Origin of the sequence: Massilistercora timonensis (assembly GCF_048354975.1) — a bacterium.
GTDB lineage: Bacteria > Bacillota > Clostridia > Lachnospirales > Lachnospiraceae > Massilistercora > Massilistercora timonensis.
Window position 1 is genome coordinate 38,053 of the sequence record NZ_DBGCJQ010000100.1, and the last position, 14,357, is coordinate 52,409.

Here is a 14,357-nt window from a genome sequence, read left to right on the forward strand (position 1 = left end):
TGTTTTTCTTTCATTATATAAGAGGCGGAAGAAAAAAGCAAAAGAAAAGTGCGGATTGTGCAAATTAAGAAAAATATAAGACAAAGATTTTGAAACATGATTGTACTATAATTTAAGCAAATGTTGGGAGGAATGACAATGAACAAACCAGTATTAGTCATTATGGCAGCAGGAATGGGCAGCCGCTACGGCGGCCTGAAACAGATCGACCCGGTGGATGAGGAAGGCCACATTATCATGGATTTCTCCATGTACGACGCGAAGCAGGCCGGGTTTGAGAAGGTGATCTTCATCATCAAGAAAGAGAACGAGGCAGACTTTAAGGAAGCCATCGGCGACCGGATCGGCAAATATATGGATGTGTCTTATGCGTTCCAGGAGCTTGATAATCTTCCGGAAGGGTTCCAGGTGCCGGAAGGCCGGGTAAAACCCTGGGGAACCGCCCATGCGGTCTTAAGCTGTATCGACCAGATCGACGGACCCTTCGCGGTGATCAACGCGGATGATTACTACGGACAGGAAGCATTCCGTCTGATCTACGATTATCTGGCCACCCATCAGGACGACGACAAGTACCGCTACACCATGGTGGGGTATGAGCTTGGCAAGACGGTGACGGACAACGGCCATGTGGCCCGTGGCATCTGCGAGATGAACGAGGCGGGAGAGCTGGTGGCCATCAACGAGCGGACCTGGATCGAGAAGCGGGACGGGGGCATCGCATTTACGGAAGACGACGGAGAGACCTGGACCTTTGTTCCGGCGGACACCACCGTATCCATGAACCTGTGGGGATTCTCCAGAAGCATTCTGGAGGAGATCCGGGACGGGTTCCCGGCATTTCTTCAGGAAGGGCTTAAGACCAATCCTATGAAATGCGAGTATTTCCTGCCCTCAGTGGTAAGCCGTCTGCTGGGCGAGGAGAAAGCGACAGTGGCAGTGCTGAAATCTTCGGACAAATGGTACGGCGTTACCTACAAGGAAGACAAGCCTGTGGTGGTAGCTGCGCTGAAGGCGATGAAAGAAGCGGGTCTCTACCCGAAACATATCTGGGAGGAAGCGTAATGGCAGCAGTAACACAAAAGCAGAAGGATGAAGTGATCAGTAATTTTCGGTTTGAAGGGACCCTGCTTTCCCAGGAGCCCTATGGAAGCGGTCATATCAACGATACATTTCTGCTGGAATTTGAGATCGCGGAAATGGGAAGATTGAAGGTAATCCTGCAGCGGATGAACCGGGAAGTGTTTAAGAAGCCGGTGGAGCTGATGGAAAATGTGATGGGAGTGACCGCCTATCTGCGGGAGCGGATCATTGAAAATGGAGGCGACCCGGAGCGGGAGACCCTCAATGTGATCCCCACCAAAGAAGGGAAACCCTATTACCTGGATTCCTGCGGGGATTACTGGCGGTGCTACCGGTTTATCACCGACGCCACCAGTTATGACCAGGTGGAGAAGCCGGAGGACTTCTATGAGAGCGCGGTGTCCTTTGGAAACTTCCAGCGGCTGCTGGCAGGTTATCCGGCGGAGACTCTTCACGAGACCATCGAGGGCTTCCACGACACCAGGGCGCGGTTTGAAGTATTTAAGAAGGCTGTGGCGGACGATGTGATGGGAAGAGCCGATTCTGTCCGGAAAGAGATCCAGTTTGTCCTGGACCGGGAGGATGTGGCGGATTATTTCAGCGAACTGCTGGATAAGAAAGAACTTCCTCTTCGTGTTACCCACAATGATACCAAGCTGAACAACATCATGATCGACGATAAGACCGGCAAGGGGATCTGCGTGATCGACCTGGATACGGTTATGCCGGGACTTGCAATGAACGATTTTGGCGATTCCATCCGTTTTGGCGCCAGCACGGCGGCAGAGGACGAGCAGGATCTTACAAAGGTATCCTGCAGCATGGAACTGTTTGAGCTGTATACCAAAGGCTTTATCGAAGGCTGCGGCGGAAAGCTGACTGAGAAGGAGATCCGCCTTCTCCCCATGGGAGCCAAGGTGATGACCTTTGAGTGCGGGATGCGTTTCCTCACCGATTATCTTCAGGGAGACGTATACTTCAAGACCCACAGGGAAGGCCATAACCTGGACCGGTGCCGGACCCAGTTTAAGCTGGTGGAGGACATGGAGAAGAAGTGGCAGACCATGCAGGAGATCGTTGAAAAATATATGAATGTCTAGGAGGGAAATGACATGGCAAAGATCTTGATCACAGGAGGCGCGGGCTATATTGGAAGCCATACGGCGCTGGAACTTTTGAACCAGGGATATGAGGTTGTGGTTTACGACAATCTGTGCAATTCCTCTAAGGAGTCTCTCCATCGGGTGGAGGAACTGACCGGGAAATCCATCCGCTTCTATGAGGGAGATGTGCTGGACGCAGAGGCGCTGGAGGCCATGTTCCGGGCGGAGAATGTGGACGCTGTGATCCACTGTGCAGCCCTGAAGGCTGTGGGCGAATCCGTACAGAAGCCGCTGGAGTACTACCGCAACAACATCACCGGCACACTGACTTTGATGGACGTGATGGATAAGGTGGGCGTGAAGAATATCGTGTTCAGTTCTTCCGCAACCGTTTACGGAGATCCGGAGATCATCCCCATCACTGAGGAGTGCCCCAAGGGACAGTGTACCAATCCTTACGGGTGGACCAAATCCATGATGGAGCAGATCATGACGGACGTACAGAAGGCAAAGCCGGACTGGAACGTGATCCTTCTTCGTTACTTCAACCCGGTAGGGGCTCACAAGAGCGGACGGATCGGAGAGGATCCCAAGGGCATCCCCAACAACCTGATGCCCTACATTTCCCAGGTGGCAGTAGGAAAGCTTCCGAAACTGGGAGTTTTCGGCAACGACTACAACACTCACGACGGTACCGGCGTGCGGGATTATATCCATGTAGTGGACCTGGCCATCGGACATGTGAAGGCAGTAGACTATATCTTCACCAATCCGGGACTGGATGTGATCAATCTGGGAACCGGAACCGGATACTCGGTGCTGGATATGGTGAAGGCATTCTCCAAGGCCTGCGGCAAGGAGATCCCCTACGAGATCAAGCCGAGAAGAGCCGGAGATATCGATATGTGTTACGCGGATCCTGCCAAGGCAGAGCGGGTGCTTGGCTGGAAGGCAGAGCGTGGCCTGGACGAGATGTGCGAGGACGCCTGGAGATGGCAGTCCCAGAATCCCAACGGATACGAGGAGTAAAGCCCGGCCTTGGGCCGGATCAGGGCGGAAGTTGCCGCGGCGGCGGCAATTTCCGTCTTTTATTTTCGGTGGGGAAGTGGTATAATACAAACGTATATCGTGAAAAATCCATCGTTTTTATTGGGAAGTTTCAGAGGATGTAACTATGGGAAAGAGGAAAAAGGAAAATAAAAGCATACGTCTGAAAGGACAGCTCAGGATGTATATGCAGTGGCCGGCGATCATGGCGGTCTTCCTGGTGCTGGTGAATATCTGGACGTATCGGATCGACCGGCGCGCAGGAACGGTAATGTTTATCTTCGTCCTGATCTATATCGTGATGACCGGGATCCTGTACCTGTACAGCAAGTCGCTGATCATGAAGGATCTGGTGGAATTCGCGGCTCAGTACGGCGTAGTGCAGAACACCCTTTTGAAAGAGCTGGCGGTGCCTTATGCCATCTTCCTGGAAGACGGGAAAGCGGTGTGGATGAACAGTCAGTTCGAGGAAGTGCTGGGAGGGAAACCCAAGCGGGACGTCTACATCAGCAAGTATATCCCGGAACTGAACAAGAGCATTTTCCCCAAAGAGGAAAACGATGTGGTCCACATGGACGTCTATTACGGCGTCAGGGAATATAAAGCAGAGCTTCGGAAGGTGTCTGTGAAGGGCTTCAGCGAGACGGAGCGGCTGATGGAGATGCCGGAGGAAGAAGAGTATTTCATCGCCGTATACCTTCAGGATGTGACGGAGCTGAACCGTTACATCAAGGAAAATGAGGAACAGCGGCTGGTAGCAGGCCTGATCTATATCGATAATTACGATGAAGTGATCAATAGCGTGGAGGAGGTGCGCCAGTCTCTTCTGGTGGCGCTGGTGGACCGTAAGATCAATCAGTACATCGCCCGGGCGGACGGCATCGTCAAGAAGATGGAGAACGATAAATATTTTATCGCCATCCAGAAGCAGCGCTTCAAGCAGCTGGAGGAAGACAAGTTCTCCCTCCTGGAAGAAGTCAAGTCTGTGAATATCGGGAATAACGTCCCGGTGACTTTAAGTATCGGACTGGGACTGAGCGCGGAGTCTTATTCCCAGAGTTATAACTACGCCCGGGTATCCATCGACCTGGCTCTTGCCAGAGGCGGCGACCAGGCGGTGATCAAGGATTCCCACGGGATCACGTATTTCGGCGGCAAGCGGGAGCAGACTTCCAGGAATACCCGTGTGAAGGCCCGTGTAAAGGCGGAGGCTCTGCGGGAGTTCCTGACGGTGAAGGACAAGATCTTCGTAATGGGGCATAAGTTAAGCGATGCGGATGCGCTGGGAGCCGCGGTAGGTATCTGCCGGGCGGCGGCGGCGCTGGAAAAAAGCGCCCATATCGTGCTGAATGAGGTGTCGGCGTCCTTGCGGCCCCTCTATAATCTGTATGTGGACAATCCGGACTATCCGGCGGACTTTTTCCTGACGCCTGCGGAAGCGGTAGGCCTGGCGGATGAAAACTCCATGGTAGTGGTGGTGGACACCAACCGGCCGATGATGACGGAGTGCGAGGAACTGCTCCACATCGCCAAGACTATCGTGGTGCTGGATCATCACCGGCAGAGCAGCGACAATATTGAGAATGCCCTGCTGTCTTACATTGAGCCGTACGCCTCTTCGTCCTGTGAAATGGTCTCAGAGATCCTGCAGTATATCGTGGACGACATCCGGATCCCCAATCTGGAGGCCAGCAGTCTCTACGCGGGGATCATGATCGATACCAACAATTTCGTGAACCGGACGGGAGTGCGGACCTTCGAGGCGGCTGCTTTCCTGCGCAGGCACGGGGCGGATATCACCCTGGTGCGCAAGATGTTCCGGGACGACATGGAAGCTTACCGGGCGAAAGCGGAGATCATCAGCAGCGCGGAAGTTTACCGGGAGCGTTTTGCCATCGCCACCGGCGTGGGGCTTGCCATTGAAAGCCCTACCATCGTAGGAGCCCAGGCAGCCAACGAGCTTCTGGACATCAACGCCATCAAGGCGTCCTTTGTCCTTACGGAATACAATGGAAGGATCTATATCAGCGCCCGTTCCATTGATGAGGTGAATGTGCAGATCATCATGGAGCGTCTGGGAGGCGGAGGCCATATGAACGCCTCGGGAGCACAGTTTGATTATACGGATATGGACCGCGCGGTGGCAGCTCTTAAGAGCGTCATTGACGAAATGGTCGAAGGAGGAGATATCTGATGAAAGTAATTTTGAAAGAGGATGTAAAGTCCCTGGGTAAGAAGGGGCAGATCGTAGAAGTCAGCGACGGATACGCAAGGAATTTTATCCTGAAGAAGGGAAAAGGGGTGGAGGCCACCTCCAAAAACCTGAATGATCTGAAGCTGCAGAAAGCCAATGAGGATAAGATCGCCCAGGAGAATTATGAGGCGGCCCAGGAGCTGGGCAAGAAGATCGAGGCCGGGCAGATCCAGGTGTCTATTAAGACCGGGGAAGGCGGCAAGGCCTTTGGCTCCGTCTCTTCCAAGGAGATTGCGGAGGAAGCCAAAAGCCAGCTGGGCCTGGATATTGATAAGAAGAAGATCCAGCTCAAGGAGACCATCAAGACGCTGGGAACCCATAACGTACCTGTCAAACTGCACCCCAAGGTGACCGTTGAGCTGAAGGTGGTTGTGACAGAGGAAGCGTAGGAGGAAAGAAACCGATGGAAGAAGCGCTCATCAAACGGGTCATGCCCCACAGCGTTGAAGCGGAGCAGTCGGTGGTCGGCGCCATGCTGATGGACAAAGACGCCATCCTGACGGCCTCCGAGCTGATCAGCGGCCAGGATTTCTATCAGAGCGCCTACGGGGTGATCTTCGATTCCATGGTGGAGCTTTTTAACGAGGGGCGTCCGGTGGATCTGGTAACCCTGCAGGACCGGCTGAAAGAGAAGGATGTGCCGCCGGAGATCAGCAGCCTGGAGTTCGTCCGGGATCTGGTGACGGCAGTGCCCACTTCCGCCAATGTGAAATATTACGCCGAGATCGTGGCGGACAAGTCCATGATGCGGCGGCTGATCAAGCTGAACGATGAACTGTCCAATATCTGCTACGCGGGGAATGAGCCTTTGCCTGCCATCCTGGAGAAGACGGAGAAGTCTGTCTTTGAACTGCTCCAGAAGCGGAATCTGGGAGAGTATACCCCCATCCGCCAGGTGGTGTTAAACGCCCTGGACCGGATCGAGCGGGCGGCGAAGAATAAAGGAAATGTGACGGGGGTCCCCACCGGGTTCAATGATCTGGATTATAAATTGTCAGGCCTGCAGCCCTCGGACCTGGTGCTGGTGGCGGCAAGACCGTCTATGGGCAAGACGGCGTTTGTCCTGAACATTGCCCAGTATGTGGCTTTTAAGAAGGAAAAGGGCGTGGCCATCTTCAGTCTGGAGATGTCCAAGGAGCAGCTGGTGAACCGTCTGTTCTCCCTGGAGTCCCAGGTGGATTCCCAGGCCATCCGTACCGGAAATCTTAAGGATTCTGACTGGGAGAAGCTGATCGAGGGGGCCGGGATCATCGGGAAGTCCAATCTGATCATTGACGATACCCCGGGAATCTCCGTGTCAGAGCTTCGCTCCAAGTGCAGAAAATACAAGCTGGAGCACGATATCCAGCTGGTGATCATCGATTACCTGCAGTTGATGACAGGAAGCGTGGGAAGGCATTCTGAGTCCCGGCAGCAGGAGATCTCTGAGATCTCCCGTTCCCTGAAGGCGCTGGCCCGGGAACTGAACGTGCCGGTGGTGGCCCTGTCCCAGTTGAGCCGGGCGGTGGAAGGAAGGCCGGACAAGCGGCCCATGCTCTCGGACCTGCGTGAATCTGGCGCCATTGAGCAGGACGCGGACGTGGTAATGTTTATCTACCGGGATGAATACTACAACAAAGACACGGAATACAAGAAGCAGGCGGAGATCATCATCGCCAAACAGAGAAACGGCCCGGTGGGGACCGTTCATCTTGCATGGCTTGCGGATTATACCAAGTTCGCCAACCTAAGTCGGCAGGAATAATCGCTTTAACTTTTCTACTGGACCGCTTTCGGCGGCAGATTTCCGGAAGGATTGCTGCTGCCGGATGAGCTGGTCCAGTTTTTTGAACTGTTCTTCTTCCTGGCGCTCCTTGGCGTCCAGCAGGAAGGACATCTCTTTGCTGAACATGGAGATGAGCACTTCATTGTTATTTTCCAGCATCCGTTTCAGGCGCAGCTGCTCCCTGGTCCTCTTAAGGTCCGGGATCAGCGCTTTCAGCTCTTCGAACGGAACGCCCTGTGCATGGAGTTCCTGAAGACATTCACAGAGCTTGGCGTCATCTTTGGTCTCCCGTTTCAGTTGTTCCAGTGTGTTTCCTGCATTTCCCATAGAAAAACCCCCTTATTCTTAACTTGTCCCCTTTCCAGGCAGATACAGCATAGCACGGGGAAGGGGCGAAAGATGTCGAAGGCAGTCGGGGGAAATGGAGAAATTTCTGCCCGGATCAGAGGGAAAACGACGCATTTTTATGATACAATAGGGATCAGTGACGGGAGGAAGAAGAGAATGAAGAGAAAATGGCTTCTCCTGGCGCTGGCCGTAGTTCTTATCCTGGAACTTGCGGCAGCGGCAGGGATCATCTATAAGACCAGATTACAGGGAGACGGCGAAGAAAAGGGAGGCGCAGTGGCAAAAGCGCATAGCGCCCTTGCGGAGACCCCATCCTCCGGGAGCGAAGAGGCATCGGAGGAGGAGAAAACAAAAGAGAGTGAGGAGTCCAGGCTGAATGGTTTCCTTGTGGCCATTGATCCGGGGCACCAGGGGCCTCATGTGGATATGAGCGCGAAAGAAGAGAACGGGCCGGGATCCGGGGAGATGAAGGCCAAAGCCACCGGCGGTACAACCGGAGCCTATACGGATCTTCCCGAATATCAGCTGAATCTGGATGTTGCCCTGAAGGTCCGGGATCTTCTGGAGGAGCGGGGCTATCAGGTGGTGATGGCGCGGGAGGACAATGACACCGCCATCAGCAACAAGGAGCGGGCTCAGCTTGCCAACGAGGCCGGGGCGGATGTGTGCGTGCGGATCCACGCCAACGGAAGTGAAGACCCGTCGGCCCAGGGGGCTCTTTGTCTTGTCATGTCCCGGGACAACCCTTATGTGGGAGAACTCTGCGAGGAGAGCAGCCGCCTGGCGGAATCGGTGCTTGCCGCCTACTGCGACGCGACAGGATTCGCAAACCAGGGGGTGGTGACCAACGACACCATGACGGGGCTTAACTGGAGCGAGATCCCGGTGATGATCCTGGAGATGGGATTTATGACCAATGAGCACGATGATACGAAGATGGCGGATGCAGACTTCCAGGATATCATGGCAGAGAGTATCGCAGATGGGATCGACGCCTATTTTGAACAGTAAAAAACAAAGGGGAACGCAGCAGTTGATGTGCGTTCCCCTTTATTTTTCTGTAAATACAGGAATCCCTGATGTGGATCTAAGTTATATGATTAACCCTCAGAGATCGCTCCTGTAGGACATACAGAAGCGCATGCGCCGCAGTCTACACAGGTATCCGCATCGATCTCGTAGTGATCTGCGCCCTGAGAGATAGCGCCTACTGGACATTCAGCCTCGCATGTTCCACAGCTTACACATTCATCGCTAATTACATGTGCCATTGGTATGTACCTCCTTTATTATTTTATCCATATCATAATACAAAAGGGCGAAATATACAAGGGACTTTAAAAGTGCACATGAAAAAAAACAGTAGAAAAATTTAAGATTTTTTTCAACAATTTTTCACCAAATTGGTGTATAGTAGTTCTTGGTTTTAGATACAGAAAGAATCGGAATTATCGGGAGTGTTTGCGTTATGAAGAAGAAATGGAGTCTGACGGCGCTGCTTTTGAGCCTGTCCCTGGTACTGGGAGCCTGCGCTCCCGCAAACAGCGGGACGGATAAGGAAGATACAGCGGGCGCCGGGGCAGAACAGGAAGAGACGGTGGACGAGGGCCCGGCGTACCAGGCCAGGCTGGATGTGATCGATCCGGCGGCCTACGGGAACGCCCAGGGACTTACCCTGGAGAAGGGATCCTACATCTCCATTATCGGGAAGAGCGATGGCGGCCAGTACTGGGACGCAGTGAAGGAAGGCGCCCTGCAGGCGGCGGAGGATATCAACAAGGAGCTGGGATATGAAGGGGATGATGAGATCAAAGTCACCTACAGCGGCCCGGCCAAGAGTGATGACGTGGACGAGCAGGTAAGCATCCTGGACGAAGAGCTGGACCGGTATCCGGTGGCGCTGGGGATCTCCATTGCCGATATGCAGGCCTGCGAGGTACAGTTCGACCTGGCGGCGGAAAGCGACATCCCGGTGGTGGCTTTTGACTCCGGCAGCGATTACCAGGGCCTGATGGCTACGGTTTCCACAGATAACGCTGAGGCGGCGGCCTATGCGGCGGGACAGATGGGAGAGCTTCTTGAGGGGAAAGGGCAGATCGCAGTCTTTGCCCCGGATTCCAAGTCCCAGTCGGTGCTGACAAGGGTGAACAGCTTTGTAAAGCAGCTGGAGAAGGACTATCCGGAGATCCAGGTAGTTTCTACCTATTACAGTGACCAGATGGAAGAGATGCAGGAGACGGTGGCGGAAGAGATCAAGGCCGGTACATATCAGAGAGGGGAAGAGGCGGAAGATCCCCAGGAAGTAACGGCAGAAGAGATCACGGAAGAAGACATCATGGATTACCTTTTTGCCAAATACCCGGACCTGAAGGGCTGCTATGGAGTCAGCGGGGAGTCGGTGGAGCTGATCCTGGAGACCCTGGACCGGCTGGAGAAAGAGGATGTGGCAGTGATGGGCTTCGACGCAGAGGAAGAAGAGGTAGCTGCCATGGAGGAAGGCAAGGTGGACGGCCTTGTGGTGCAGAATCCCTTCGGCATGGGGTACGCGGCGGTGATCGCGGCGGCCCGGGCGGCTTGCGACCTGAACAACGAGGCCTATGTCAATACCGGGTATGTGTGGATGACGCCGGACAACCTGGAGAGCGAAGAGATCCAGGACATGCTGTATTAAGAGATGCCGCAAGGCAATGAGAGAAGATGAGGAGGAAGGAACCATGAACAGAGAACAGGCACATGAGATTTTGATGAAATACATGGAGGGGGAGAATTACATCACCCACTCTTACGCGGTGGAAGCCATCATGCGGGGACTGGCCAAGCGGCTGGCGCCGGATGAGGTAGAGTACTGGGGGATCGTGGGACTGCTCCACGACCTGGATGAGGAGCAGTGCGACTGGGCCCACGACATGAGCGTCCACGGCCCCACATCCGTTGAGATCCTGAAGAAAGAGGGCATTGAGGACCAGGTGCTTTTTGACGCCATCTGCGCCCACAATCCCAAGAGCGGGATGAAGGCCAGGACCAAGCTGCAGTACGCCATCCTGGCGGCGGATCCCATGAGCGGCTTTGTGAAGGCGGTGGCCCAGATCTATCCGGACAAGAAGATCGCCAGCGTGAAGCACAAATCCGTGATGAAGCGGTTCAATGAGCTGCGGTTCGCCAAAGGGGCCAACCGGGATTATATGGAAGCCATTGAATTCACAGGCTTAAGCCTGGACGATCTGATCGACGTGGCCCTGGAGGAGATGGGAGCCATCGCGGACACCCTGGGATTGTAAAAAATGCCCGAAATCCCTTGACATCCTTGAAGAAACGTAATAAACTATTTGAGCGTGCAAAAAGATGCATCATCTTTTTTGTGCGCTCATTTCGCGGAAATGAATGCAACTTATTATTATTGTAGGAGGTGAAAGAGAATGCCAACATTTAACCAGTTAGTAAAGAAGGGACGTCAGACAGCAGTTAAGAAGTCTGGAGCTCCGGCACTTCAGAAAGGCTACAACTCTTTGAGAAAGAGAGCGACCGACGAGTCCGCTCCTCAGAAGAGAGGCGTATGTACCGCGGTTAAGACAGCAACTCCGAAGAAGCCTAACTCAGCGCTTCGTAAGATCGCCAGAGTTCGTCTTTCCAACGGAATCGAAGTGACAAGCTACATCCCGGGCGAAGGCCACAACCTTCAGGAGCACAGCGTTGTCCTGATCCGTGGAGGAAGAGTAAAGGACCTTCCGGGTACCAGATACCACATCGTTCGTGGAACTCTGGATACGGCAGGCGTTGCCAAGAGAAGACAGGCCCGTTCCAAGTACGGCGCCAAGAGACCAAAAGACGCTAAGAAGTAATCACGAACAGAACTATGATAAAGTAAGTTGCAGGATATATAGACCGTATGTCCTGTGCACTACACTGTATCATCAGAAAGACACATGTGAGTACCGATGAATTAATCATTATGTTTAAGGAGGGAAGGACCGTGCCACGTAAAGGACATACTCAGAAAAGAGACGTATTAGCGGATCCATTGTACAATAACAAAGTGGTTACCAAGCTTATCAACAACATCATGTTGGACGGTAAGAAGGGGATCGCTCAGAAGATTGTATACGGAGCGTTTGAAAGAGTCGCAGACAAGACCGGCAAGCCGGCGATCGAAGTATTTGAAGAGGCGATGAACAACATCATGCCCGTACTTGAGGTAAAGGCAAGACGAATCGGTGGAGCGACTTATCAGGTGCCGATCGAGGTTAGAGCCGACAGAAGACAGGCACTTGCACTTCGCTGGCTGACCAACTTCTCCCGCGCAAGAGGCGAGAAGACCATGGAGGAGAGACTGGCGAACGAGATCATGGATGCAGCCAACAACACTGGCGCAGCCGTGAAGAGAAAAGAAGATATGCACAAGATGGCTGAAGCAAATAAGGCATTTGCTCACTACAGATTCTAGGAGGCAACCATGGCTGGAAGAGAATATCCATTAGAGAGAACCAGAAATATTGGTATCATGGCTCATATCGATGCCGGCAAGACTACGCTGACAGAGCGTATTCTCTACTATACCGGCGTAAACTACAAGATCGGTGATACTCATGAAGGTACTGCGACAATGGACTGGATGGAGCAGGAGCAGGAGAGAGGTATCACGATCACTTCCGCTGCCACCACCTGTCACTGGACACTGGAAGAGAACGGCAAGCCGAAGCCGGATGCCCTGGAGCACAGGATCAATATCATTGATACTCCGGGACACGTGGACTTCACCGTAGAGGTTGAGCGTTCCCTGCGTGTACTGGACGGTGCGGTTGGCGTATTCTGCGCCAAGGGCGGTGTTGAGCCTCAGTCTGAAAATGTATGGCGTCAGGCAGACACATACAACGTTCCGAGAATGGCTTTCATCAACAAGATGGACATTCTTGGCGCCGATTTCTACAATGCCGTAGAGCAGATCCGTACCAGACTTGGAAAGAACGCGATCTGTCTGCAGCTGCCAATCGGCAAGGAAGATGATTTCAAGGGGATCATCGACCTGATGGAGATGCAGTCCTACATTTACAATGATGAGAAGGGCGACGACATCACCATCGGAGAGATTCCGGAGGACATGAAGGACGACGCAGAGCTCTACCGTACCGAGCTGGTAGAGAAGATCTGTGATCTGGACGACGATCTGATGATGGAGTACCTGGAAGGAAATGAGCCTTCCGTAGAAGATATGAAACGGGTGCTGAGAAAGGCTACCTGTGAGTGTAAGGCAATCCCGGTGTGCTGCGGTTCCGCATACAGGAACAAGGGTGTTCAGAAGCTTCTGGACGCGATCCTGGAGTACATGCCGGCGCCTACCGATATCCCGCCGATCGAAGGTGTGGATATGGATGGAAATGAGATCGTGAGACATTCTTCTGATGAAGAGCCGTTCTCCGCTCTCGTATTCAAGATCATGACTGACCCGTTCGTTGGTAAGCTGGCTTACTTCCGTGCTTACTCAGGAACAGTGAACTCCGGTTCCTACGTCCTGAACGCGACCAAGGGCAAGAAAGAGCGTGTGGGACGTATCCTGCAGATGCACGCCAATAAGAGACAGGAGCTTGACAAGGTATACTCCGGAGATATCGCGGCAGCGATCGGATTCAAGTTCTCCACCACAGGTGACACCATCTGTGACGAGCAGCATCCGGTAATCCTGGAGTCCATGGAGTTCCCGGAGCCGGTTATCGAGCTGGCCATCGAGCCAAAGACCAAGGCTTCCCAGGGCAAACTTGGAGAATCCCTTGCGAAACTGGCAGAAGAAGACCCAACCTTCCGCGCGCACACTGACCAGGAGACTGGACAGACCATTATCGCCGGAATGGGTGAGCTTCACCTGGAGATCATCGTAGACAGACTTCTGCGTGAGTTCAAGGTAGAAGCAAATGTAGGTGCTCCTCAGGTTGCGTACAAGGAAGCGTTTACAAAGGCTGTGGATGTGGACAGCAAGTACGCAAAACAGTCTGGTGGACGTGGACAGTACGGACACTGTAAAGTAAAATTCGAGCCCATGGATGTCAACGGGGAAGAGACCTTCAAGTTTGAGTCCACCGTAGTCGGCGGAGCGATCCCGAAGGAGTACATCCCGGCAGTAGGCGAGGGTATCGAAGAGGCTATGCAGTCCGGTATCCTGGGAGGATTCCCGGTTGTGGGCATCCACGCCAACGTATATGACGGATCCTACCATGAGGTAGACTCCAGTGAGATGGCATTCCATATCGCCGGATCCCTGGCGTTCAAGGACGCTATGAAGAAGGCGGCTCCGGTACTGCTTGAGCCTATCATGAAGGTTGAAGTTACCATGCCGGAAGAGTATATGGGCGACGTCATCGGCGATATCAACTCCCGTCGTGGACGGATCGAGGGTATGGATGACCTGGGCGGAGGCAAGATCGTTCGCGGATATGTGCCGTTGTCCGAGATGTTTGGTTACTCCACCGACCTTCGTTCCAGAACTCAGGGACGTGGAAACTACTCCATGTTCTTTGAGAAATACGAGCCCGTACCGAAATCCGTACAGGAAAAGGTATTATCCGGGAAAAATGAGTAATTAAATATGAAAAAGGCTTGAAAAACTGTATGATTTGAAATATAATCATTCTTAGCCGAGCAAAAACGTAAATATTTTTTATGAAAATGCCCTTGCAGGCGCTATTATAAGGAGGATATTCAAAATGGCAAAAGCTAAATTTGAAAGAACAAAACCGCATTGTAATATCGGTACCATCGGCCACGTTGA

At 53.1% G+C, this 14,357-nt stretch carries 14 protein-coding genes; 12 read left to right on the forward strand and 2 right to left on the reverse strand.

The features are described 5' to 3' along the window. Positions 1-138: 138 nt before the first annotated feature. The 6 genes from ACML7B_RS08875 (at position 139) to dnaB (ending at position 7,231) form a co-directional block, all read left to right on the forward strand. Complete coding sequence (locus tag ACML7B_RS08875; protein WP_418540706.1) at positions 139-1,065, forward strand: nucleotidyltransferase family protein; 927 nt, start codon at positions 139-141, stop codon at positions 1,063-1,065. After that, a complete protein-coding gene (locus ACML7B_RS08880; RefSeq protein WP_418540708.1) occupies positions 1,065-2,183 on the forward strand; it encodes a phosphotransferase enzyme family protein in 1,119 nt (372 codons plus the stop codon). Before ACML7B_RS08875 ends, ACML7B_RS08880 begins: the two co-directional genes overlap by 1 nt. 12 nt (positions 2,184-2,195) lie before the next feature. Continuing rightward, positions 2,196-3,215: a UDP-glucose 4-epimerase GalE gene (gene galE, locus ACML7B_RS08885; RefSeq protein ID WP_418540710.1), complete on the forward strand. Its 1,020-nt coding sequence runs from the start codon at positions 2,196-2,198 to the stop codon at positions 3,213-3,215. Between the two features lie 145 nt (positions 3,216-3,360). Further along, complete coding sequence (locus tag ACML7B_RS08890) at positions 3,361-5,427, forward strand: DHH family phosphoesterase (protein ID WP_418540712.1); 2,067 nt, start codon at positions 3,361-3,363, stop codon at positions 5,425-5,427. Beyond that, a complete protein-coding gene (gene rplI, locus ACML7B_RS08895) occupies positions 5,427-5,876 on the forward strand; it encodes a 50S ribosomal protein L9 (RefSeq protein ID WP_346707233.1) in 450 nt (149 codons plus the stop codon). The genes ACML7B_RS08890 and rplI overlap by 1 nt, the downstream gene beginning before the upstream one ends. 14 nt (positions 5,877-5,890) lie before the next feature. Continuing rightward, complete coding sequence (dnaB, locus tag ACML7B_RS08900) at positions 5,891-7,231, forward strand: replicative DNA helicase (protein WP_346707232.1); 1,341 nt, start codon at positions 5,891-5,893, stop codon at positions 7,229-7,231. Here dnaB and ACML7B_RS08905 read toward each other — a convergent pair. Next, positions 7,214-7,579, reverse strand: a complete 366-nt coding sequence (locus ACML7B_RS08905; protein WP_346707231.1) for a hypothetical protein — start codon at positions 7,577-7,579, stop codon at positions 7,214-7,216. The two genes, dnaB and ACML7B_RS08905, sit on opposite strands and share 18 nt — an antisense overlap. 177 nt (positions 7,580-7,756) lie before the next feature. Between ACML7B_RS08905 and ACML7B_RS08910 the strand changes: the two genes are divergently transcribed. Then, entirely contained in the window at positions 7,757-8,611 is an 855-nt protein-coding gene (locus ACML7B_RS08910) for an N-acetylmuramoyl-L-alanine amidase family protein (RefSeq protein WP_418540715.1), read from the forward strand. Between the two features lie 89 nt (positions 8,612-8,700). Here ACML7B_RS08910 and ACML7B_RS08915 read toward each other — a convergent pair whose 3' ends face one another. After that, positions 8,701-8,871 (reverse strand): DUF362 domain-containing protein, encoded by a 171-nt coding sequence (locus ACML7B_RS08915; RefSeq protein ID WP_106789192.1) that lies wholly within the window; start codon positions 8,869-8,871, stop codon positions 8,701-8,703. A gap of 197 nt (positions 8,872-9,068) precedes the next feature. Between ACML7B_RS08915 and ACML7B_RS08920 the strand changes: the two genes are divergently transcribed. From ACML7B_RS08920 to fusA, 5 genes are all read left to right on the forward strand, one after another. Further along, positions 9,069-10,271 (forward strand): substrate-binding domain-containing protein, encoded by a 1,203-nt coding sequence (locus tag ACML7B_RS08920; protein ID WP_418540717.1) that lies wholly within the window; start codon positions 9,069-9,071, stop codon positions 10,269-10,271. 43 nt (positions 10,272-10,314) lie between these two features. After that, the gene (locus ACML7B_RS08925; protein ID WP_418540720.1) at positions 10,315-10,878 is read left to right on the forward strand and encodes an HD domain-containing protein; all 564 of its coding nucleotides are present in this window, start codon (positions 10,315-10,317) and stop codon (positions 10,876-10,878) included. Positions 10,879-11,016: 138 nt separating this feature from the next. Next, positions 11,017-11,439: a 30S ribosomal protein S12 gene (gene rpsL / locus ACML7B_RS08930; protein WP_106789189.1), complete on the forward strand. Its 423-nt coding sequence runs from the start codon at positions 11,017-11,019 to the stop codon at positions 11,437-11,439. 131 nt (positions 11,440-11,570) lie between these two features. After that, a complete protein-coding gene (gene rpsG / locus ACML7B_RS08935) occupies positions 11,571-12,041 on the forward strand; it encodes a 30S ribosomal protein S7 (protein WP_207655415.1) in 471 nt (156 codons plus the stop codon). A 9-nt stretch (positions 12,042-12,050) separates the two neighbouring features. Further along, entirely contained in the window at positions 12,051-14,168 is a 2,118-nt protein-coding gene (gene fusA / locus ACML7B_RS08940) for an elongation factor G (protein ID WP_418540722.1), read from the forward strand. Positions 14,169-14,357: the final 189 nt, after the last annotated feature.